At 45.6% G+C, this 20,994-nt stretch carries 18 protein-coding genes and 2 pseudogenes; 9 read left to right on the forward strand and 11 right to left on the reverse strand.

Annotated elements, in window-relative coordinates; all coding sequences use genetic code 11:
- Nucleotides 1–15 precede the first annotated feature (15 nt).
- On the forward strand, nucleotides 16–423 hold the full coding sequence (locus tag AC6I8U_RS18385) for an NUDIX hydrolase (RefSeq protein ID WP_394153729.1): 408 nt from the start codon (nucleotides 16–18) through the stop codon (nucleotides 421–423).
- A 393-nt stretch (nucleotides 424–816) separates the two neighbouring features.
- Nucleotides 817–990: an Eag protein gene (locus AC6I8U_RS18390; RefSeq protein ID WP_498019209.1), complete on the forward strand. Its 174-nt coding sequence runs from the start codon at nucleotides 817–819 to the stop codon at nucleotides 988–990.
- A gap of 459 nt (nucleotides 991–1,449) precedes the next feature.
- Here AC6I8U_RS18390 and AC6I8U_RS18395 read toward each other — a convergent pair.
- From AC6I8U_RS18395 to AC6I8U_RS18405, 3 genes and pseudogenes are all read right to left on the reverse strand, one after another.
- Nucleotides 1,450–2,148, reverse strand: a pseudogene (locus AC6I8U_RS18395) (IS30 family transposase); the annotation flags it as partial.
- A gap of 6 nt (nucleotides 2,149–2,154) precedes the next feature.
- The gene (locus AC6I8U_RS18400; protein WP_498016718.1) at nucleotides 2,155–3,186 is read right to left on the reverse strand and encodes an IS630 family transposase; all 1,032 of its coding nucleotides are present in this window, start codon (nucleotides 3,184–3,186) and stop codon (nucleotides 2,155–2,157) included.
- 58 nt (nucleotides 3,187–3,244) lie between these two features.
- Nucleotides 3,245–3,496: pseudogene (locus tag AC6I8U_RS18405) on the reverse strand (helix-turn-helix domain-containing protein); the annotation flags it as partial.
- Between the two features lie 78 nt (nucleotides 3,497–3,574).
- Here AC6I8U_RS18405 and AC6I8U_RS18410 point away from each other — a divergent pair.
- Nucleotides 3,575–4,231 (forward strand): hypothetical protein, encoded by a 657-nt coding sequence (locus tag AC6I8U_RS18410; protein ID WP_498019210.1) that lies wholly within the window; start codon nucleotides 3,575–3,577, stop codon nucleotides 4,229–4,231.
- A 181-nt stretch (nucleotides 4,232–4,412) separates the two neighbouring features.
- Here AC6I8U_RS18410 and AC6I8U_RS18415 read toward each other — a convergent pair whose 3' ends face one another.
- Nucleotides 4,413–6,974, reverse strand: coding sequence for a glycoside hydrolase family 3 protein (locus tag AC6I8U_RS18415; RefSeq protein WP_498019211.1), 2,562 nt, complete (start codon nucleotides 6,972–6,974; stop codon nucleotides 4,413–4,415).
- A 143-nt stretch (nucleotides 6,975–7,117) separates the two neighbouring features.
- Here AC6I8U_RS18415 and AC6I8U_RS18420 point away from each other — a divergent pair, with 143 nt between their 5' ends.
- Nucleotides 7,118–8,896, forward strand: coding sequence for an ABC transporter ATP-binding protein/permease (locus AC6I8U_RS18420; protein ID WP_498019212.1), 1,779 nt, complete (start codon nucleotides 7,118–7,120; stop codon nucleotides 8,894–8,896).
- Here the strand turns inward: AC6I8U_RS18420 and AC6I8U_RS18425 are convergent.
- The 4 genes from AC6I8U_RS18425 to AC6I8U_RS18440 all read right to left on the reverse strand — a co-directional run bounded on the left by AC6I8U_RS18425 (nucleotide 8,877) and on the right by AC6I8U_RS18440 (nucleotide 12,840).
- A complete protein-coding gene (locus tag AC6I8U_RS18425; protein WP_498019213.1) occupies nucleotides 8,877–9,443 on the reverse strand; it encodes a GNAT family N-acetyltransferase in 567 nt (188 codons plus the stop codon). The two genes, AC6I8U_RS18420 and AC6I8U_RS18425, sit on opposite strands and share 20 nt — an antisense overlap.
- A 72-nt stretch (nucleotides 9,444–9,515) precedes the next feature.
- On the reverse strand, nucleotides 9,516–9,785 hold the full coding sequence (locus tag AC6I8U_RS18430) for a hypothetical protein (RefSeq protein WP_498019214.1): 270 nt from the start codon (nucleotides 9,783–9,785) through the stop codon (nucleotides 9,516–9,518).
- 175 nt (nucleotides 9,786–9,960) lie between these two features.
- A complete protein-coding gene (locus AC6I8U_RS18435; protein WP_498019215.1) occupies nucleotides 9,961–12,192 on the reverse strand; it encodes a hypothetical protein in 2,232 nt (743 codons plus the stop codon).
- Between the two features lie 213 nt (nucleotides 12,193–12,405).
- The gene (locus tag AC6I8U_RS18440) at nucleotides 12,406–12,840 is read right to left on the reverse strand and encodes a MarR family winged helix-turn-helix transcriptional regulator (RefSeq protein ID WP_498019216.1); all 435 of its coding nucleotides are present in this window, start codon (nucleotides 12,838–12,840) and stop codon (nucleotides 12,406–12,408) included.
- 99 nt (nucleotides 12,841–12,939) lie between these two features.
- Here AC6I8U_RS18440 and AC6I8U_RS18445 point away from each other — a divergent pair, with 99 nt between their 5' ends.
- The 3 genes from AC6I8U_RS18445 to AC6I8U_RS18455 all read left to right on the forward strand — a co-directional run bounded on the left by AC6I8U_RS18445 (nucleotide 12,940) and on the right by AC6I8U_RS18455 (nucleotide 14,231).
- Nucleotides 12,940–13,446 (forward strand): DUF2798 domain-containing protein, encoded by a 507-nt coding sequence (locus AC6I8U_RS18445; RefSeq protein WP_498019217.1) that lies wholly within the window; start codon nucleotides 12,940–12,942, stop codon nucleotides 13,444–13,446.
- 26 nt (nucleotides 13,447–13,472) lie between these two features.
- On the forward strand, nucleotides 13,473–13,790 hold the full coding sequence (locus tag AC6I8U_RS18450; protein WP_498019218.1) for a DUF3861 domain-containing protein: 318 nt from the start codon (nucleotides 13,473–13,475) through the stop codon (nucleotides 13,788–13,790).
- Nucleotides 13,791–13,964: 174 nt separating this feature from the next.
- Nucleotides 13,965–14,231 carry a DUF5062 family protein gene (locus AC6I8U_RS18455; RefSeq protein WP_498019219.1) on the forward strand — a complete coding sequence of 89 codons (267 nt, stop codon included), beginning with the start codon at nucleotides 13,965–13,967 and terminating at the stop codon, nucleotides 14,229–14,231.
- A gap of 44 nt (nucleotides 14,232–14,275) precedes the next feature.
- Here AC6I8U_RS18455 and AC6I8U_RS18460 read toward each other — a convergent pair whose 3' ends face one another.
- On the reverse strand, nucleotides 14,276–16,039 hold the full coding sequence (locus AC6I8U_RS18460; protein ID WP_498019220.1) for an SgrR family transcriptional regulator: 1,764 nt from the start codon (nucleotides 16,037–16,039) through the stop codon (nucleotides 14,276–14,278).
- A gap of 219 nt (nucleotides 16,040–16,258) precedes the next feature.
- Here AC6I8U_RS18460 and AC6I8U_RS18465 point away from each other — a divergent pair, with 219 nt between their 5' ends.
- Nucleotides 16,259–17,650: a glycoside hydrolase family 1 protein gene (locus AC6I8U_RS18465; protein WP_498019221.1), complete on the forward strand. Its 1,392-nt coding sequence runs from the start codon at nucleotides 16,259–16,261 to the stop codon at nucleotides 17,648–17,650.
- A 119-nt stretch (nucleotides 17,651–17,769) separates the two neighbouring features.
- Complete coding sequence (locus AC6I8U_RS18470) at nucleotides 17,770–17,946, forward strand: hypothetical protein (protein WP_498019222.1); 177 nt, start codon at nucleotides 17,770–17,772, stop codon at nucleotides 17,944–17,946.
- A gap of 79 nt (nucleotides 17,947–18,025) precedes the next feature.
- Here AC6I8U_RS18470 and AC6I8U_RS18475 read toward each other — a convergent pair whose 3' ends face one another.
- Complete coding sequence (locus AC6I8U_RS18475; RefSeq protein ID WP_498019223.1) at nucleotides 18,026–19,708, reverse strand: glycoside hydrolase family 9 protein; 1,683 nt, start codon at nucleotides 19,706–19,708, stop codon at nucleotides 18,026–18,028.
- A 160-nt stretch (nucleotides 19,709–19,868) separates the two neighbouring features.
- A complete protein-coding gene (cra, locus tag AC6I8U_RS18480) occupies nucleotides 19,869–20,846 on the reverse strand; it encodes a catabolite repressor/activator (protein WP_498019224.1) in 978 nt (325 codons plus the stop codon).
- Nucleotides 20,847–20,994 lie beyond the last annotated feature (148 nt).

The following is a 20,994-nucleotide window of genomic DNA, read 5'->3' on the forward strand; positions in this document are numbered from 1 at the left end:
GTGGAGTGCTAACAAGTGAACATAAGAAATGTCGCAATTTGCATGATTGAGCATAAGAGTCATATTTTTGTCTCTGAGTGCTACGATCCCATCAAAGATGAAACCTTCTATAGGCCACTAGGTGGTGGTATTGAGTTTGGCGAACTGGCGAAAGATGCAGCGGTTCGAGAGTTTCGCGAAGAACTTGACACTGATATTTCGATCAGTGATGAGTTCCAAATAGTTGAGAACTTGTTTGAATTCAATGGTAACCCAGGTCATGAAATTATGTTCATTTTTAAAGCAAAGTTTCAGGACTCTTCTTTCTACTCTGCAACTGAGTTCACTGGGTATGAAAATGATACTGCGTTCAAGGCTCTTTGGGTCCACATCGATGAGTTCACAAGTAGAAGAAAAACATTGTATCCAGAAGGACTAATTTAGTTATTGGGAAACCCCTTTCACTATGGAAGATATTTGCCCCTTTCGGTGTTTCAGACCATACCAAAAATCACCGTCATCCCCTTGAAAAAGGGGATCTCATTCAGCGCGTTGAAAAGTTGAATTACGTGACTTAGTCGAATATTTTCAGTCACCTACACGTTGTAGGAGAACCTCACTTTCGTGAGGATGACGAATATCTGGTCAGCTGAGAGGTTGAAATCAACAAGAGACTTTTGTCCAGAACCTTCACAGCTAGCGCTTCGTAACTCAGAAGTGCCCCATTGTTAGCTGGAGCAGTACAGTACCTCATTTGTGTGTACAGAGATTGACTGACTCCCTCTTATGCAACAAAGTATCTTTAGGTCTGTATAAAGTACAATCGGGAGAGTAGAAATGGCTAGAGCAAAAAATGCAGCTTGCCCAAAGTGTGGGTGTGAGGAAATTCGTAAAGAGAGAATGTTTGGTGTTCAGACTGGTGACTTAATCTGCTCTGATTGCGGGTATACCAGTACTCGTAATGAGTTCGTCGAGGCATTTAGAAATGCACACCCTGAAAATGAGGATTGAGTCAAGCATTCGACATGATAACCCTGCATTTCTATTTAGTTATGATTGGATATCACTATCGTCTGAACGTTTTTTGACATATTTATTAGATATATGTAGTGCAAGAATCCTTGAAGGACCAAGCACTTATAAATGAGAATGGAAATTAATGGACTATTACTTTTTCAGTAGTTACCCAACACAAATCAGGGAAGAGCTTAGCGAAGAAGAGTTTTCCGACTACAAACACTGCCTTGAAACATTGTACAAAATCTATCAATTCGAAGAACTATATGATCAAGTAGTTCAATCCTACACTGATTATAAAACTCATTTGTATAATGCATGCGTTCAGTTCTCAGGTATGGGTCTTATGCCAAAGCACATGGGCTATGAATGGAAGCTAAGAGCTAACCGACTTTTATTAACCACACTAAATTTAAGCCCGAATTCAACGGCGAAGTGCGACACTCTCCAATATCAAGCAGCCAAAGCCATTTTGTTAAATATTATGGCTGGCTGTTTGAAGCCTAGACACTTTCTTGGTCGATAATTTATCCGCGATAGGGCGAACTCTATATCACTGTCTGTCACCGTCGATAGGTCGGTTCCTTTCTTCACATATTGCCTTAGAAGGCCGTTCGCATTTTCATTAGCACCTCGCTCCCAAGAGCTGTAGGGGTGAGCAAAGTACACATCTGCCTTGAGCGCTTTCGCGATGGCTTCATGACCAGCGAACTCTCGCCCGTTATCTGCGGTGATAGTATGCACATGCTCCTTGTAAGGCATCAGTAGATCTATTGTGGCCTGGGTAACATCATCGGCTGACTTAGATGGTACTTTCTTTACCAAGTAAAACCGTGTTTTGCGCTCTAAAATAGTCACCATTGCGCCTGTGCCATGCTTCCCGAGAACAGTGTCAATTTCCCAGTCACCAAACCGCTCTCTGCTGTCAACAATGCTTGGTCTGTCATCAATTGAAACGGCATTCTTAATCGCTGGAGCTTTCTCTTTTTTACCACGACGATACCGCTTATGGCCTTGTCTCAAGTGACGATATAATTTACCGCCTGAGCGCTTGTCGCTAGCAACAAAACGATAAATCCACTCATGGCTGACTGCTGCGCCAGCTTTCGTCAATACACTCGAAATCTGCTCTGGACTCCAATCCGCCTCTATACCCAATCAACTTGAAGATGCAGGCTTGAACACCTGAAAATTATCATTGATTCGAGACGTCAGCGAGCCTGCAATCTCTGGAAGAGTCACCGTAAAGAATTGGGTAATGGCTTCCTTGAAATCCCGTTTACTTTTGAAGTAAACGTTATTCCTTGACTTCTCGTTCATAACCTTCCAAAGCCGCTCTATTGGGTTAAGATTCGGGCTGTAAGGTGGGAGATAATGCAGTTCAATATTAAGGACAAATGCCGCATCTCTGACTAAATCACTGCGGTGATATCCAGCTCCATCTAAGATGACATGGAGCTTGTGATTTAGCGGGTAGCTCTCTCTGAGTTTGCAGAAAAATCGAACCATGTTTTCACTGTTAATGCTGTCGTATTCGCTAACAATGGTCGCTCCAATATCTGATAGGTTCAGAGCACCAACAATGTTCAATCGGCTACGATTACCTGTTGTGTCCAGAACTTTACTTTGACCTGTACGTATCCAACCATGGGAGAGTTTGGTTGACAGTGTGGGGTGAACGGCATCGATAAACACTATCGATTCATCCTCGCCACAGCTTGCTTTCAGTGCTTCATAAGCCTCTATGAACGCTTGCTGTTTTTCCTCATCGAACTTATGTGGAACGCCTTTCGGCTGCTTGTAGCTGAAACCATTGTGATGAAGCCATTTGTTCATGCCAGGAACACTATAGTGAATCTGAAACCTTTCAAACACGTACGCAATAATCTCGGACGAATGGTGGTATGTATTTTCAGTTAGATGCTGAACCAACTCTTGGGTTTGCCGAGCCGATAGATAGCTTTGTGAACCGCCATTTTCAGGCTTGAGCTTGTTCGACTCTAGGTAATCTTTGATATGTTGTCGAACAGTGGATTCATGAATAAGAAGTGCGTCTGCAATTTCTTCGGGGCACCAACCATTACTCGCATGAATAACCGCTTTTATACGGTCACGAACTCGTCCGTCACGCGTTGTGCTGTGCTGGATTTTTAGTTCCTGCTTTTGTTCATTGGTCAGAGTAATTTTCATAGTTGCTAGCATGATCCTCTATTCAGGAAAAATCAAGCGTCTTCAATGATCACGGGTATAGAAGAAGACGAATAAAGTCAACACGCTCCTTTGGTATTCGGTATTTAAGCGCAGCTCTTCGTCTCGTAATGGACAGCATCTGTGCCGTGCTTGGACAGTAATGGTTGCTTTTACGACCTCTTTTAAGCTCTCGATAAACCGTTGAGCGGTGGCACTGAACTGTTTTAGCTATTTCAGAAACTGAAATTCCCCGTTCCAAAAGAGCAGAAATCTGGTATCTTCTGCCCTCGGTCAACTGCTGATAATTCATGGTAGTACTGCTTGTTTCTTTGGCGAGAAGAGCGTACCACTTTCAGCAGTTGGCTTCCTCTTCTACACCTTCCCATGAATGTCGCACTTATTATCTGAAATCGGGAGTAAGCTGTACTTAGACAAGTGCTACCAGCATAAAACAGATACCTCGTTTATTGGTAAGTTAACCAATCGTGATGAAAACCACCTAGATTTCAAGGCGCTGAGACAAAAGCTATTCGAAACTAACGACGGCTATGCTGTCGGAGATGAGTTGCGAAACTATGTTCAACATAAAGCTATGTTGATGGAAGTTTTTACATATGGCTTTCACCAAAAAACGATTGTTTTGTATTCATGTGTGGACCAAACAAAGCTTCTAACATTCATTAAGGGACGCAAACCATCGGAAGCAAAACTAGATAGACTCCAAGCTGTTATTGAAGCTAACTGTTATAAAGATAAAGGCTTAGATTTACACAGAATTCTTGACCAGTTTATTACTGGAGTTGGTGAGCTTCATCGCTTGAATAGGAGCTCATATAGAGATCTGATTTATAAAGCTAATGATAGAGTTGAACGTAATCTTTTGAGTCGATTTCCAGACTGCCAAGACAAAGCGATATACGCAGGAAATGAGCGTGTACATCTAAACAACAGAGCTCTAGTAGAAACCATAGAGTACATCGTTGAAAAGAATGCTCACCCAATTAATCATTGTATTTTTGATACCAGCACTTACCCTCCAATCTAACTAGAGTGGTACGTATGAAAGAAAATGACAAGTAGTGGATAAGTTGTTATGGCCAATCGATAAGAGGCTTTGCAATACTTCAGATTATCCGTCAAATGCTAATTTAGCAAAATCACTGACACATTTCTGTCCAAAAATGAGTTTCAAACTTTGTTGTCCAACGTCATTACCAAACGACAACTTATTCACGTTGCCAGCGTATGTTCGCGATCACAACATCAAGCGTCCCTGTGGTCTTGATGCCAAAAGGGATTTGAACTTGTGTTAACGCTGCCGAATTAGAAGTAACCGAAGTCACGGGAATCACCACGGTTTTAAACTCGTCATTGGCGTGAAGCTGTTCGGTTATGTCTAACTTGGTAAACTGACTACTAACCTTATTACTTTGACTCTCAATGAAGAGATAGACTGGCTCACTACACGGTGAAATGACTTTTGCATCAAACGCGATACTGCCTGACTCATAGAACTGAGCAAAGTTTTCAGGCTCTTGATCACCAGTTGCCATTGTTAGTGCCGCATCTCCACCCTGAAAGTTCACGCGAACGGCATCTTGCTGCTGTTGGTAGTTATAGGGCTTGGTAGAGATTGCGCTAAGTTGAAGGGCATTATTACGTGATACATTTTCCCCCTCTAAATGGTCACCATCTTGTACTTTCATTTGATAGTCACCAATCGACGCCCTCACCCCATACAAATGCTCGGTATTCACGTCTGCAGGTCCCGCTGGCTCATGAGTGATATCTAGAGGAATGTTAGTGAGATCCCGTGTTTGAAGTTTATCAGAGTAATTGAGCCCGTAACCGTATTCAAACAGAGGTCGATGCTCACCGTTCGGACACTGTTCAAACTCAGGAACGTCATAACCCGGGATATGTATAGGTTGGCGACTGACCATCGCGCCTAATTTGGTATTTGGCCAGCTGTAAGATAGCGTCCCTTGAAAATCAAATCTTGGGTTGCCCGCGCCGTCGGCAATCAACACATCAGTAATCCCCGCGCCTTCACTGCCTGGTAACCACGCAGCAACGAAGGCGTCTGATTTTGCTATCTCCTCATTGAAGTAAAGAGGACGACCGCTGAATAAAATCGTAATCACGCGCACTCCGTGTTGGTGAAGCAGACGGATCTTCTCTGCATCTTTACGATAGCTGCGCTTCAGCTTGGCAAACTCTAAGCTCTGCCATGACTTGATATCTCCCATCATCTCGGCGTATGGGTCTTCACCTATGACTACGATAGCGACATCTTGTTTTGAAAGCGGTACATCTAATGACGGACTATAAGTGACATTGTCACGCCCAAGTTCTTCGATCAATGCCATTTTAACCGTCGTCGCACCAGGAAAGTCATCTAAGCTGTTCTCATCGCCCTGCCACGTTAGGTTCCAACCACCCGATTGCTTTTGAATATCATCCGCTCCGCTTCCTGTAAGAATCACGCGTTGAACAGGGTGCAACGGCAGGATTTGCCCTTCATTTTTTAACAATACCAAAGATTTACGAACGGCCTCACGCGCGACAGATCTATGCTCTGGAGCTCCCAGTATGTTTTGCTTACCCGCGAGCGCGCGCTTTGACGGACAAGGCTTATCCCAAAGTCCTGCACGCATCTTCACCCTGAGGATACGCGTCACCGCATCATCAACACGACTCATGGGTATGACGCCAGATTTAATATCCGCTAACGCCTTTTCGTATACCGCTATCCAGTGTTCATAGACAGGCACCATCATAACGTCGTTACCCGCATTAATAGCGTATGTCGCGTCGCCATCAGAACACTTGCTGACTTCAGCGTGACCATGCCAATCTGTGACGACAAAGCCATCGAATCCCATTTTTCTTTTGAGGACGTCATCAATGAGATAGCGACTGCCATGGATTTTGTGATTATAGGCCTCGCCGTCTTGTGGAGAGTGATCGTAGTTAGCAAGATTGACCCAAGAATTGAAAGAAGACATCACCACTTGAGCACCAGCTTCTAATCCACTGAAGTAGCCCATTGCATGAATATTGCGAAGCGAAGACTCATCATAGTGATTTCTTCCCCTATCTTCCCCTTCGAGCGTTCCGCCATCTCCAACCCAATGTTTGACGTTAGAAATAACACGCTGGTCGCCTTTGAGTTCTTCTGCTGACCCTTGCAGACCTTTCACCATTTTTGATGCATACAAGTAGGTAATCTCTGGGTCTTCTGAGTAACCTTCATAGACTCTACCCCATCTTAGATTTCTTGGGACGGCAACCGTAGGAGCAAATGTCCAATCTAGCCCAGTTACCGCGACCTCTTTGGCCGTAATGACGCCTATTTTCTCAATCAGTTCAGGATCCCGAGCGGCTCCCAAGCCAATATTGTGCGGAAAGACGGTCGCCGAGAAGACATTGTTGTGTCCATGGACGGCATCCGTCGCCCACATAAAAGGAATTCTGAATGGACGGTCGCGGTATGCTTCCTCTACCGCGTGCCAAAGTTCGTCAGCAAGCGACACCCACTCACGCGCACTTGCCCGCTTGTTCTCATTTGGCCACGCGCCTCCTCCGTTCAATATGGAGCCGAGTTTGTACTGCTTTGCCAATTCGGGCGTGACACCTCGAAGATCTGGCTGAATCATTTGACCTAGCTTCTCTTCAATTGTCATCAGAGAAACCAGTCTAGCCACATCAGTCTCTATCAAGGGGTCTTGCTTAATCGCAGAGTCAATGCGCGGCCAATCTTCAAAGTATGGCAGTGAGTGGTGCATATCTATTTCCTATTTACATTAGGTATACTCTATACTTTACAGTACTTTAGATAACTAGCGTCCCAAGTTATGTGCGGATGCTTTTCCTATTGTCATTTCTCTTTTGACATCCATCACAGATAGCGAATCTTAAAGGGCAAAACATGCAGACTCCCTCCGAGACAAAACAACAACGCAAAAACTTGGGGATCTTGATTGAACTACTCGCCTTTATTCGCCCCTATCGTATGAAGGTGTTTGCAGCGCTCATCGCTTTGATCGTTACCGCAGGGTTAACGCTCTCTGTCGGTCACGGTGTTCGAATCCTAATAGACCAAGGATTCACGCAGCAATCTCTGTCCGACCTTGAAAACGCTATCCAGTTTATTCTGGTCATCACATTATGTATTTCGATTGGCACCTTTTTCCGCTTCTACTTAGTCTCATCAGTTGGCGAGCGCGTGAGTGCCGACATTCGTCAAGCCGTGTTTGACCACATTATTACGCTCCACCCAAGCTACTTTGAAACCAACGGCAGCGGTGACATCATGTCTCGTATCACCACAGACACGACGCTACTGCAAAGCATCATCGGCTCGTCTTTTTCCATGGCGATGCGTAGCGCGTTGATGTGCGTAGGTGCCATCGTCATGCTATTTGCGACCAATATCAAACTGACGCTCATTGTTCTTGCCTCCGTGCCATTCATTTTAGTTCCTATTTTGTTTTATGGCAGACGAGTTCGGGCACTTTCAAGACAAAGCCAAGACTCAATGGCAGATGTGGGAAGCTATGCGGGAGAAGCCATTGAGCATATTAAGACGGTACAAAGCTACAGCTTTGAAGCGCAAGAGCGCGCTTCATTCGCCACTGAAGTAGAACGCGCTTATGAGATAGGTCGACGACGAGTAAAGCAGCGCGCAATCCTTATCTCTGGTGTCATTGTGATCGTCTTTAGCGCGATAGCGGGCATGTTGTGGGTAGGTGGCAGTGACGTTATCAATGGCGTTATGTCAGCCGGCGATCTGGGGGCATTTGTGTTTTACGCTATTATGGTTGCCTCTTCTCTCGCTACTATTTCTGAAGTCTTGGGAGAGCTACAACGAGCAGCCGGCGCAACCGAGCGATTAATTGAGATCTTGCAGGTAGAAAGTCACATTACGGCTCCAACGGAAGAGATACTCTCCCCTGATACATTGCGCCCAGAAGTCGCCTTCAATCAAGTTGTCTTCCATTACCCTTCTAGACCGACACAAGCGGCTGTTGAATCGCTTGATCTTGTTGCCGAAGAAGGGAAAGTGCTCGCGCTTGTGGGGCCATCTGGAGCAGGTAAAACAACCTTGTTTGAACTGATGCAACGATTCTACGACCCAGAAAGCGGACAAGTCACGCTTGGCGGAGTTGATATCAAACGTTTCGATCCGCTTGAGCTTCGCAAACAGATGGCATTGGTTCCGCAGCAGCCTGCACTGTTCAGTAATGATGTGTTCCACAACATTCGATATGGCAACCCAACCGCCACTGATGAAGAGGTGATTGAAGCCGCCAAAAAAGCGCATGCGCACGATTTTATTATGAACTTACCTGACGATTATGGCAGCTTCTTGGGAGAGCGAGGAGTGCGACTCTCTGGCGGACAACGTCAACGTATTGCCATCGCTAGAGCCATTCTAAAAGATCCAAAGATCTTATTACTTGATGAAGCCACCAGCGCCCTAGATAGCGAAAGCGAACATCACGTCCAACAGGCACTGGACGAGCTAATGCAAGGTCGCACAACCATCATCATCGCACACCGCTTATCCACCATTCAGCATGCCGACCAAATTGCAGTACTTGACCAGGGTCGCTTAGTCGATAAGGGCAATCACCGAGAACTGCTACAGACGTGCGAGCTATATCGCAGGCTCGTCGACCTGCAGTTTAAACACTTGGCGAGCTAACTCTACCCTCGAACCATGCTTGATGTGACAGTCCATAGATAGCATGGTCAACGACTCGACCATTTAAGTTTTCGGCACATGTAATAATACCTTCAAGAGTAAAACCAAGTCTCTCGCACACCGCTCGGCTTGGTTTATTCTCACTTGCCGCCGAGATCTGAACCTTCTCCATTTTTAGCTCTAAGAAAGCTATTTCGACGAGTTTTGAGACGGCTCGCGTGGCTATGCCGCGCCCTTGCATAGACTGGCTTAGCCAATAGCCTATCTCGACTCTTTTTAATGACGAGTCTATGGTGTTGAAACTGATATTTCCGACAACCTCATCTTGATAAATCATCGCGCAGGTCATGGATTTTCCATCAGCATAGTCATGTAAAGATTGTCTTATAAAGCTCAGGAAAAACGCTTCATCTTCTGCGTGTGGCGGCCATGCTAGCCACTGAGAAAGATAGTCACGTTCATGGGTAACAATCTCATGATACCGAGCGGCAAAACTCGGCTGTACCAACGCCAGCGATAAGTCCCTATCTACCTTTAGTGTGAACATGCAACCTTTCCAAATAAATACATATACCTATGCACACTCTATAACAAAAATTTGAAAGGATGCACTTACTTGTTACCAATGGATATCTAGGTCTTGATTCAGACCGCTTTGAATGTCATGCCACTCAGCCATCAAAGTACTCGCCTTTTCGCTGCTGATTGGCTTTTCTAACGAGGCATCTTTGTGGTCTTTTAATGTTAACAGGTAGGTCTTTGCATTGAGGTCAGCGCTGATAGCGTGGTATTCATCGATACATTGCTGCGTGGTTTTGTTCGGCCCCCACGCAAGCACTATTTTACTTCCGTTAATGTCAATTGAGATGGCAAGTGAGCAACAATCCATGTCTTTCTCCTTTGTTTTTTAGAGTTTTTATACTATCAAGAATAGTCTCTTTCCAAGTTGCCGCGAGTTATCTGTTCGAAACAGTGACTAAATCCGCACTAGTTACACAACTAACTACGCAACTCCACTAGTTCCAGTTCCCTTTTATGGAATAGACCTCTCTGGACACTTTACGCTAGTAAAGGAGAAACAGCCCTTGATAACCGCCAATAGTGACTTCTTCAACATAGTCGCCTACTTGACCATCAGCACCTACCACTCTCATCGGAGTGTCCAAATAGACAGTCACAGGCTCTGATTGATAAAAGTCACGACTCTTACCAAAGAAGTCGGTTCGATACAGCACCTTGCCTTTAGTGTACTCTCTGGCAAGGACCATATCTTCAGGTCCACCAGTCACTACAGTGCTCCCTGATTGATACAGAAAGTAGGTGTAGGTTGGCAAGAGATGGCTTATCCCTTCTGGAAGGTCTGCGTGTACTACAGAGGTTTGAGAAGCGTCTCCGACAACAGTGTAATCGGCTGGATAAGGAGTTTCAGTGGAGAGCATCAAAGGAATTGGCTCGTATCCTTCTGGGATCTGCTGAGCCGGCTGACCTAGATCCACAGCCAATAACGCACTTGGTTGATACGCCATGTTCTTAGGCACACCAGCCTGCCAGAAATTGTCCACTGATGTATTGTCACTTCCGTAGACATAGCCGTTGTTCCATTGATTAAAAAAGCTAAGTTCTGGGTGGCTATTTAAGTAGTAGATCGCCAATGCTGCATATTGGTCTTGCTGCCAATTATCCTGTGAGTTACCAAAATATTGGACGCGTCCATATCGGGTACTCGCTTGAAGGATGACACTGCGTCCGTCCCTCGCAAATACGGAGTTATCCCAGTATTTTGCAATCCCAGCGTAGCCACTAAACCCCGTTGAAGGGAAGATATAGTGCTCACGCAGATACAGTGACGCAGCTTCGGTCAATGCCTGTTGTCCATTTCTTCCTAATAAGTTAGCAGTACCAACGTTAACACTTATCAGCGAATTACTTTGGCGCACAGAGAGTTCTTGCAGGAACTTGGCGAACTGAGTCTGATATAGCTGATCCGCCGCTTCAGAACCTGCCACGACGTCAAGTTCTGCCACCCGGCCACCGCTGTAAACATGAAATTGATTCGGACCAAGGAGCTTATTTGTGTCGTCGTTATACGCACCATTCAGTCCTTGTTCTGACCAGGTTGATGCATAGTAGTCGCTCATCAAGGCAAGGTAATTCGGGTTGGCTAGATTAGTCAGCGCCCAAGATGAGTTTTGATTCCACATTCGACCAAATGGAATGACTCGAGATTCCCAACGAAAGCGTGCAGTGGCCTGCTTATTACTTCGGTTTTTGTACTCAGACCACGAAAGGTAATTGTCACCATCAAGATCCGCTGACGCATCAAACCCACGAACCTTACGCCAGCGCTCTATCGTTTTTCCGTCGGTGGTTTCCGAAGGGGCATCAGTCAACTTAACTGTTTGGAAGCTATTTTTGAGCTTCACCTCTTTTACACGCGGGCGATGTTCAGGGTCACTCCCGCTCCAACGAATACGCGCGACGTATAATTTGCCACCATCACGCAGATACGTAGAACCAAAGTACTGACCGCCGCCATAGCTTACGCCAGAGCCATCGTGTGTCGTTGCCCTCACCCAATCCGTTGGAACGCTCCATATCACATTCTGATTTTTTGTCATGTTCAAGGTTTTGTCTTTGGTGATAGTAAAACGTTCCCATGTTAACGCCTTACCATCAGTATCAACCGAGCTCGGATACTCGACCCAAAACTCCCCGCCTTGAGCATATTTGGAAAACTTCAACACTAGGCGATCGAACGGTTCAGAATGATAGACATACAACGCACCGCCAGACGCAAAGTTCTCAAAAACATCGGCGTCCCAAGGGGGAGCTTGATAAAGCCAAAAGCCCGCGTGATCCTCGTTGGCGGTATAGCCGACTATCATAGGTTTACGATTGAGGATGGTATTCTCACCGTGCGTTGTATCCACCTCGGCAAGCACGGTATCCTCAGCAAAGTGCAAAAACAGGTCTTCGAAGTCTATACCTTGCTGTTCCGCTTTCTCTCTAAGTTCATGTTCAAGCCAATTGGAATTCATCTCTAGCTTTTGGTTGTACATGTAACCCACGGCTTGCGTTCGCTGGTTATCCGCAGTGTCAGCATAAGAACCGAACACAAGATCACTGTGGTTTATTTCCCAATCAATCACATCTTGCGAAGATACTGCAGAGCCCGACAAGCCCACCCCATTTTCATGAAGACCGGGAAGAACGATAGCGGTATTAGCGGAGGGGTATTGGGCAGCGATGAGAGGTAAAGAGGCGAAAAATACGGCAAGTGGCACAATGTGTTTCATTCGGGTGTCCTTTCTCGTTGAGCTGGCAAAATGTCATTTTGCGTCTCAATTTGCGAGAGAAAGTATTGTAGAGCGGCCTATACTGCGCAAGGCAGCTGCCGCTCCATAGTCAATCAAAATAGGCTATTCCAACAAGTGAGACACAATTTGCGCCTCAAGCATAGAGTCAAATCACGACAAATTTTCTCAAAATGAGAATGCGGTACTCAGTTGTTAAGCCTTTCCTTGTTCAAGGTTTCTCGCCATCTTCTCAGCAGTTTTCGTGAAATCAACCAATTCATCCTGTTTTATCCCGTCAGACATAATCTCGAAAACTCGGCGGTCAATATCCGCCAGACTCGTCATCACTTTCTGCCCCGATTCAGTAAGCTCCAAAAAGTGGCTGCGCTTGTCAGCAGGGTTCGCAGCTTTAACCAGCAAATCTTGAGAAATAAGCGCATTTATCAGCCTTGTAACCTGAGCTTTATCTCGATCAAGGTAATGTGCGATGTCAATAGACGTGCACGGTGCCGTCTTAGTGATGATCTTCATTACTCGCATGTGCATAGGCGCAATATCATAGTCGAGCTGCTCGATTTGTTCGGTCATTTGACGCTTTAAAGAGTGAACTAAACGAAAGACAGATTCCAAAGAGGTGTTTTCAGACATGATCGATCCCTTAAAAATGTAGTTGACATTATCAACCATCGAATTTATAGTTGACATTATCAACTTAATTGAACGCTATTTCAAGACTGGAGAATCGAAATGACGACACAAGTAACACTTAGTCCATTAGAGTCACACGCCTCTCTAGAGACCAACAAGAAAACACCTCTCCTTCTAAAAGTGCTCGTTATGGTGAGCATGATGAGCCTAGTTGGAGGATCACTGACCGCAGTGATGACCTATATGAACGTCGGATTTGGTGAGTCATTCGTTCGTCAATGGTTATCTTCATTTGCCCTAGCCGCATTGGTGATGATGCCCGTGGGTATGGGATTGATAACGCTGATGACCAAACTTATCGGCAAGCTAATGCCTGAGAAAAGCGAGCACGTTCGCAACTTGGTGGTTGGCTTATTCATGGCTGTTGTTATGGAGTCACTTTTGGCTTTCGTGACCGCCGCCAACACAATTGGATTTTCTGATGCTTCAGATTTTACCACTGGATGGTTCAACGGCTTTATCGCCGCGCTCCCAGTTGGCCTAACGATCATGATCGTTATGTCACTGACCATAAAACCTAAGATTGAAAAGTTTCTTAAAAGCTAACCAGTTACTAATTTTTGGAGAACCACATGAAATCACTTATCAGCAAACACAACCAATACCGCATTACTATTGAAGAAGTCAGCACCAAAGCAGAGCGTGAACCACAAACGCTGACTTTCGAGTTCGAGGATCGCGAAGACATGTTCAATGTCATCGAAAAAATGCAGCAAGGCAGTGGTCTCGATGACCAATCCGCTACTCGATTAGGTTTAAGCATTCGCCTGCTTGGTCCTTTAATGATGCAAGACAGAAAGCAGCCTTTGTTTGCGGACTTCTTCCCACACTTCAAAGACTTCATGCAGAACTTGAAGAAGACCATTAAAGATCAGATTAAAGGTCAATAAGCCTAACTAGCCTCGCAATTGCGGGGCTTATTTCTATTGCTTCTCTCTTCTCGATACACGTCGAATTTTTACAAACGGTAACGTCATTTCTATCAAAAATAGAATGAGTTAACAGCGTAGTCAGAACTTTACTGCTAGGGTTTAGATTCACCCATAAATCAATCTAGGCAATGTATGTCAAAGACAGCAAAATTAGAAAACGAAGACAAGTTGTTCAAAAAAGCACTTGAAGTGGGTTGTAAAATGGCGGCAATGCAGGGCTACCCAATACACGACCCTTCGGCAAGTCAGTCTATGAAAGCTAGAGCTCTGTATCTGTTCTTAGTGGAAGTGCGCCAAATCGTCCCACTGCCAGAAGATAAAGTCGATGGGCAGAATATCAAGAAGCGTCTTGCGCTTTGGTTGCATAGTGCACTTCCGGAAGGGGATCCTCTCAAATAACTGCTATAACCCGAAACTATCTAGTATAACGGTCGCGTTAATGATTAACGCGACTCTTCTTCCGTCCAAACGCTTCTAAAATCAGGCCATGACCAATCGGTAATTTTTACACCTTGCAGCACACTGCCCCATCGCAGAGTTTGTCTATGGTGGAACAAAGGCAGAAGTCTGTTTTCTATCAATAGATTCGTCGCAACAGACTCTAGCTCTTTGAGGTAGGACTCTGCGCTATGTTGCTCTCTGATGTCATTAAGTTGCGTATCTAACCATTCTAAACAGGGTGCATCGAGTCCTTGTCTCAGAACGGCATCCGAACACATCCAGCGATAGACAGATACTGGAAGGTTGTCATCAACAATAAAGCTCGCGATGGTTATGTCTTCTTTGAGCTTTCCTTCATTCGCTTTACTGTGCAGAGCCTCGAGCGTATACACATTGATTTGACACTCTACTCGCAACAAGGCTAGCTGTGCTTTGATGCCATTCGCGCAGTCTAGTATCACTTGGTGGTCATACACGGCTATGCTCAGTGTCTCTGGGAGCGCGACTCTTTCCGCGACACGTCGTTTGATCTTGGTCCAGCTTGGCAAGATATTGTGAGCGGGAATAGAGGCTCTTGAGAATGGGTTGAGGTCTGGGTTCTCTAATATCGAATACGGGGAGAGAACACTACAAAGGTAGGCTCTTTGCAAGTTGCTCAGCGAGTATGAAGACTCATTGGCATTCAAGAGTAAATAAAGACATCCATTCTCGATACGAGTTTGGGTGTGAGCTTGAGCGTTCAGATTCTCGAGTTTCGCAAAAACACTCTCTGCCTGTGAGTGTTCAAGTTCAATCCGTTCATTTGGCGTTTTATCAAGCTGCCAAATTGTCACGGTATCGGTTAGTGCTGGAAGATCGAAGAATCTATCGTTCGCTTCTAACCGCAGGCGTTCATCCGAATGCTCTATGACTCGAAATGCACCGCATCCATCCACGGCTTGCCCCACTAAACCCTCCAGTTGCTTTGGAGGCTGAATCGAATAGCGTAAATCCGACACTAAAGCATCAAAGCTGCAATCCGGACTATCTAGCTCGAAAGTGACGGTTTGATGCCCGAAATTTACCGCCTTCAAATGAGCCAGTTCGGAGTCATACTCCGGTAGTGATTTGAGTTTAAAGAACAGCTCTGCGACGACTTCTGGGGTAAGCGATAGGCCTGAGTGAAACTCCAGTCTCGGTCTTATATAAAAGCGCCACTGGGTATGATTTTCGTTCACCGTCCAATGATGGGCTAGCTGTGGTGATACGTTTCCTTCATGATCGCACGCCGTCAGACACGAATAGATCTGGCGAACCAAAAACCGCTCGCTATTTCTGAGTGGCTTATGTGGCAAGATAGTCTGGAAAGCACGTTGGTAGGTAAGCTGAATATGAAGCTGCCCTTCTCGGACCATGGTTCCGGAAGTTTGTTGTAGTAATTGCGAAAACTGTTGTTGATCGCCATGCAACAGTGAAAAAGCAGACTCATATTGCCCATGTTCAATCAGCTCTTTACCCAACTGCTGACGCAGGGTTTTAGCATCAAAATGCAACGTGAGGTGCGAACGCTGGTTTCTGCCAACTTTTGGGTTCCAAGTTAACCAACCTCGCTGCTGAAGAGCTTGCAGAACAGTTCTCGCATGCCTTGCTGTGGTAAACAAAACCTCGGCGACATCAGCCAAAGGCAGGTGGTATTCATTGTTCGAAACTGAAGGTTCAGCATCTAGATTTTTAGAACCAAGACTCAACAGTCTCTCGTAGTATTGCAGCGCTCGCTCGTCTTTCATACGTTTACAATTTAAGGAAGAATATGAATTGTTAACTTCCTTATATTAGCCATTCAACGTCACAAAGCCTAATAATATTCACAAATTTCACTATTAGGGAAATTTATCATTAAAACCAAACTCTTTTTATCTTCCCATTTAAGTCAGATACTAAGTCTATATTGAACAAGCGCGTATACGCTGAGCGCGCCCACCAATCTCATCAATCCAGAGGTTTCTATGACTCAGTTTCCAGACAATTTTCTTTGGGGTGGCGCTATTGCCGCAAACCAAGTTGAAGGCTCATATACCCTTGATGGTAAAGGACTCTCGACGTCCGATATGTTGCCTTCGGGTATTCTAAGCCCACACCAAACGCGTGACGAGCGAACTCCGGGCATCAAAGATATCGCGATCGACTTCTACAATCGCTACCCAGAAGACATTGCTCTGTTTGATGAGATGGGCTTTAACTGTCTGAGACTATCCATAGCATGGACGCGCATCTTCCCGAATGGTGATGATGCAGAACCAAACGAAGCAGGTCTCGCCTACTATGACCGCATTTTCGACGAACTGGCAAAATACAATATGACGCCATTTGTAACACTATCGCATTACGAAATGCCTTACGCGCTGGTCGAGAATTATGGCGGCTGGGGCGATCGTCGGTTGATTGATCTGTTTGAGCGCTACGTGACAACTGTGTTTGAGCGTTACAAAAACAAGGTCAAACTTTGGCTAACCTTTAACGAGATCAACATGTCTTTGCATGCCCCATTCACGGGTGTTGGTCTGCAAGAAGACGCGACAGAGCAAGAGATCTACCAAGCAATCCACCATCAATTGGTGGCAAATGCGAAAGCAGTACAAGCGTGTAAGCGTATTATCCCAGATGGAAAGATCGGTAATATGCTGTTGGGTGCGCTGAACTACCCATACACTTGCAACCCAGATGATGTCATTGCTGCCATGCATGAAAACAACAAGTGGTTGTTCTTTGGTGATGTCCAAACTCGCGGTAAATACCCGGGCTACATGCTGCGTTATTTCCGAGAGAACGGTATTGAACTAGCTATGGAAGACGGTGATCTGGAGACCATTGCGAACGCCTCTGTCGATTTCATTTCGTTCAGTTATTATGCTAGTGGCTGTGCGAGTGCCGATCCAAAGCAAAAAGAAGTGGGGAACATTGTTGATAGCGTACCAAACCCTTACTTAGAGAAAAGTCAGTGGGGCTGGCTGATCGACCCCAAAGGTCTGCGCGTTCTGCTTAACTTCTTGTATGACCGCTACCAAAAACCACTGTTTATTGTTGAAAACGGTTTAGGTGCGCGAGATGAGCTTGATGCAAACGGAGATATCCAAGATGACTACCGTATCGCTTATTTGAACGATCACTTAGTTCAAGCGAGAGAAGCCGTTGCAGATGGTGTCGAGCTTATGGGTTTTACAAGCTGGGGGCCGATTGACCTAGTTGCCAACTCCACTGCCGAAATGAGCAAACGCTATGGCTTTATCTACGTCGATCGTCATGACGATGGCACGGGCACGTTAGAGCGAAGACGCAAGAAGAGCTTCTACTGGTACCAAGGTGTCATTTCAAGCAACGGTCAATCACTAACAGAATAGTATCCGCCTGCATTACAACTGGTAAAGAAATCATCGATCGCGCCCAAACATAAGATAAATCTCTAGTTTCGGCGCGAGTTCAGTGTTAAATTTATGAAAAAATTAACAAGGAGTTCACGATGAGTTCGAAAGTACCAGTGGTAATGGGCTTAGCGTTGGCAGCTGTGCTAGCGGGCTGTGCCCCATCAAACGAATATCGTAACAACCAAGAAATTGGTACTAAGATGGAAGAAGACGCGAAGCGCGAGAAAGAAATTTGTACGGCGCTCGGCGATATCAACTGCGCTATGCAGTAATCTAATCTGAGAACACGTGAAAAACGCTCACTAAAAAAGTGAGCGTTTTTGTTTGTAAGCATCGGTCTTTTTCTCAGTGTTATTCAAAATAGCTGCTATGTACCGCCAACAAGCCTATCAATGCCGCATTGTAGTCAATAGCAAACTCATTCACCGCATATGACTTCTCATCATCCACATAACTTTGCATTCCCATATTTTTTGGTGCGACATTTGCTTGTGCTTTAATGTTGGGGCCTCCCACTAGAAAACCTGGGAGACTGACGCCTGTCCCGATGCGATACAGGTGATGAAGATTACGAACTGCATAGGTTCCAAAGTGAGTGACATAACTCATGTTAAACGCGTTGGCTCCTAGTAAGTAATCGAGTTGCGCCTGCACTAGCCAGCGATGCTGCTTACGACCAGACACTAAGTCACTCCACGCGAGTAAAATACCGACCTCAGCCACCACTTTGTTAGAACCCCATACAAAGCGTTGGTTAGCAACAAAAAATGGCGAAGGCTCAGCCAGTTTCGCATAACGATTTGCCACCGCATGTAGGTCACTTTTCATGGTGTCTATAAAAGGCGAATCTATAGTCAACATGAGATGCCAAACACCCATAACGGCAGGATTTTTCCATTCAAAGAAATCGAGCATATCGATACTCTGTCCGACAAGGTCATCATAAGCCTGCTGTGCAAAATCTAGATACTTTTCATCTCGAGTGGTGACATAGAGCTCAGCAGCAGCCCATAGCCTGTCGTCTAGGTCGGTTGCGAGCGATTCTTCTTTATCATACTGATTAAGGATGTAAGGCCCCGAACCCGTATCGTCTTCCTTTTGCCAATCTATATACTGCTCGGGCTGTGATTCCAGATACGCCCAAGCCAAGTTTGCCGCCTGTAAAAAACGTTCAGAGAGTGACTCGTCAAATTGCTTGTAGGTTCTAGTGGCAAACGCCATCGTCGCGGCAAACTTAGCGGTATCCGATGTGCTAACACCATAAACGTAACGCACCTGATTATCTAGCCAAGGTGGAATTTTCGCAGGCCACGCAGCGCCAGAAAGCTTTCGATAAACAGCACCATCTTGTCGCTGCATTTTTTCCATCCATTCAATGCCATAAAGCGCTTCACTCAGTATTATTGGCATCTTGTTGGGCTCTTGAATCGGATACAAATCCGGTGCTTGCCGGTAGGCTTCTAGCATCCGAGCGATCGTGATAGTCGCCGTTGCGATGTATTTCCCAAAGTCTCCTGCATCATACCAACCGCCCGCACCGTCGAGTTTTGTCCCCTCTTTGTTAAACTCATCGCTACGAAAGATGACCCCATCTTCCATATGACTAGGCGGTCTCGCCATGCCAGTTTGCGCTGAGTACACCGCTTGACCAGAGCGTTGTAGAAATAAAGCGTGAACAAGGGCTTGGTGCAAATCTTGATAGACACTAGGTTTGATTTCAAAAGGTGGCGATTTAGTTTCACCACTTTGAAAATAGTACCAACCTGGTTCATTGAGCGAAGAGAAATCCGCCACCATGGTAGATTGGCCGTCGGGAAGAAGGCTATTGTATGAGAACGAGTAACTGACTGGTTTTCGAGGGTCACTCACAGAAATAAGTTCTACCGATTCTGGCGCTTTTACATCGCCGACATAATCGACCCAGAACACTTTTTTGTCAGCCTGTGGCACGAAACCCAACTGATTAATAACCAGCTCGCTTGCCAATACCGACGTACTTGTCAGCAAAGCTAGCCCAACCCCCAAAGATTTCATAGCTACTCCTTGTTAATGAGATACCTCTATGGAGCAGTCTAGGCGTTGCTAAACAAGAATCGAGAAAGATTTCAGTTAAGTGACGGAAATGGAAATAAAAATTTGGCGTGCTACTTTAGCATTGCGCTCGGGTAACACGCCTTCATTTGTCTCTGTTGGTCTATCGAACCTTCAACTTACGCGGAATGAGTTCAACTCCCGGTTTATAGCGTTTAGCAGAACCGTTAAGAGCAAGCTCAAGGGCGCTATCACAAATAAGCTCGAACTGCTGAGGCAATGAGTTTACTCGTAATGGCAGAAAATCGAGCAAGCGGTTATCACCAAAGGTACCAATTTTAATCTTGCCCATAAGCTCTGGTTTTTCTATCAACACATCCAGCACACCTTCTAGCAAGGTGTACGACGTCGTAACTAGCGCATCAGGGAGTTGCCCTTGCTCTATCCACTCCATAAGCACACGCTTGCCTTCGTCACTGTTAAAGTGATCGCCATAAGCGACTTGTGACGCAAGCTGCTTCTCCTTTACCGCCGTTTCAAAGCCCAACTGACGTTCGCGAGATATGTTCAGATCAGGCAGCGCACCGATCAACCCTATTGTCTCAACCTGCTCATCGATAACAGACTGCGTGAGGTCATAAGCGGCACCATGATCCTCACTAATTACACAACTGAAGTGTTCATCATCTAGACTACGGTCGATAGCGATTACAGGTGTACCGCGCTGCTGAATCGACAAGTAGTAGTCGCTGGCATCGGCGATAGCACTGGCAACAAACAGCGCGTCGATACGGCGTGATATTAGAGCATCCGCCACCAGCCTTTCGGTGTCCGGATCATCATCAGAACAGCCAATGAGTATCTGAAAACCCGCTTTACGAGAGTTCTGTTCAAGCAGTTTTGCGATGCGCGCGTAACTGGTGTTCTCAAGGTCAGGGATGATCAGACCAAACGAACGGCTCTGCCCTGCTCGCAAAGAAGACGCAGCGTGGTCTGGTCGATAGTTATGTTCTTCAACGACCGCCATCACTTTGCGCTGTGTTTTTTCAGAAATTCTATACTTTTGAGCTTTGCCATTGATGACGTAGCTCGCGGTCGTTTTAGACACGCCAGCTAATTTCGCTATCTCGTCGAGAGTCATGTTTCGATCCTTTTCTGTGCGATGGATCATATAAATGAATTCCAAGCCAACTGATAAATTGAATTATATGCTGAATCGGTTCAGTATAAAAGCTGAAAGGATTCAGCAAAGTTCACAGTTTTAGAATTTGGTCCATAATGATAGTGGA

It is taken from the genome of Vibrio sp. KUL80, assembly GCF_059725495.1.

Bases quoted from the DNA above. Each gene is read 5' to 3' on its own strand.
- AC6I8U_RS18455 (WP_498019219.1), top strand. From the start codon at position 13,965: ATGTCAAAGACAGCAAAATTAGAAAACGAAGACAAGTTGTTCAAAAAA.
- AC6I8U_RS18430 (WP_498019214.1), bottom strand. From the start codon at position 9,785: ATGGATTGTTGCTCACTTGCCATCTCAATTGACATTAACGGAAGTAAA.
- AC6I8U_RS18470 (WP_498019222.1), top strand. From the start codon at position 17,770: ATGAGTTCGAAAGTACCAGTGGTAATGGGCTTAGCGTTGGCAGCTGTG.
- AC6I8U_RS18450 (WP_498019218.1), top strand. From the start codon at position 13,473: ATGAAATCACTTATCAGCAAACACAACCAATACCGCATTACTATTGAA.
- AC6I8U_RS18410 (WP_498019210.1), top strand. From the start codon at position 3,575: ATGTCGCACTTATTATCTGAAATCGGGAGTAAGCTGTACTTAGACAAG.
- AC6I8U_RS18435 (WP_498019215.1), bottom strand. From the start codon at position 12,192: ATGAAACACATTGTGCCACTTGCCGTATTTTTCGCCTCTTTACCTCTC.
- AC6I8U_RS18440 (WP_498019216.1), bottom strand. From the start codon at position 12,840: ATGTCTGAAAACACCTCTTTGGAATCTGTCTTTCGTTTAGTTCACTCT.
- AC6I8U_RS18475 (WP_498019223.1), bottom strand. From the start codon at position 19,708: ATGAAATCTTTGGGGGTTGGGCTAGCTTTGCTGACAAGTACGTCGGTA.
- AC6I8U_RS18465 (WP_498019221.1), top strand. From the start codon at position 16,259: ATGACTCAGTTTCCAGACAATTTTCTTTGGGGTGGCGCTATTGCCGCA.
- AC6I8U_RS18420 (WP_498019212.1), top strand. From the start codon at position 7,118: ATGCAGACTCCCTCCGAGACAAAACAACAACGCAAAAACTTGGGGATC.
- AC6I8U_RS18445 (WP_498019217.1), top strand. From the start codon at position 12,940: ATGACGACACAAGTAACACTTAGTCCATTAGAGTCACACGCCTCTCTA.
- AC6I8U_RS18400 (WP_498016718.1), bottom strand. From the start codon at position 3,186: ATGAAAATTACTCTGACCAATGAACAAAAGCAGGAACTAAAAATCCAG.
- AC6I8U_RS18390 (WP_498019209.1), top strand. From the start codon at position 817: ATGGCTAGAGCAAAAAATGCAGCTTGCCCAAAGTGTGGGTGTGAGGAA.
- cra (WP_498019224.1), bottom strand. From the start codon at position 20,846: ATGACTCTCGACGAGATAGCGAAATTAGCTGGCGTGTCTAAAACGACC.
- AC6I8U_RS18415 (WP_498019211.1), bottom strand. From the start codon at position 6,974: ATGCACCACTCACTGCCATACTTTGAAGATTGGCCGCGCATTGACTCT.
- AC6I8U_RS18460 (WP_498019220.1), bottom strand. From the start codon at position 16,039: ATGAAAGACGAGCGAGCGCTGCAATACTACGAGAGACTGTTGAGTCTT.
- AC6I8U_RS18425 (WP_498019213.1), bottom strand. From the start codon at position 9,443: ATGTTCACACTAAAGGTAGATAGGGACTTATCGCTGGCGTTGGTACAG.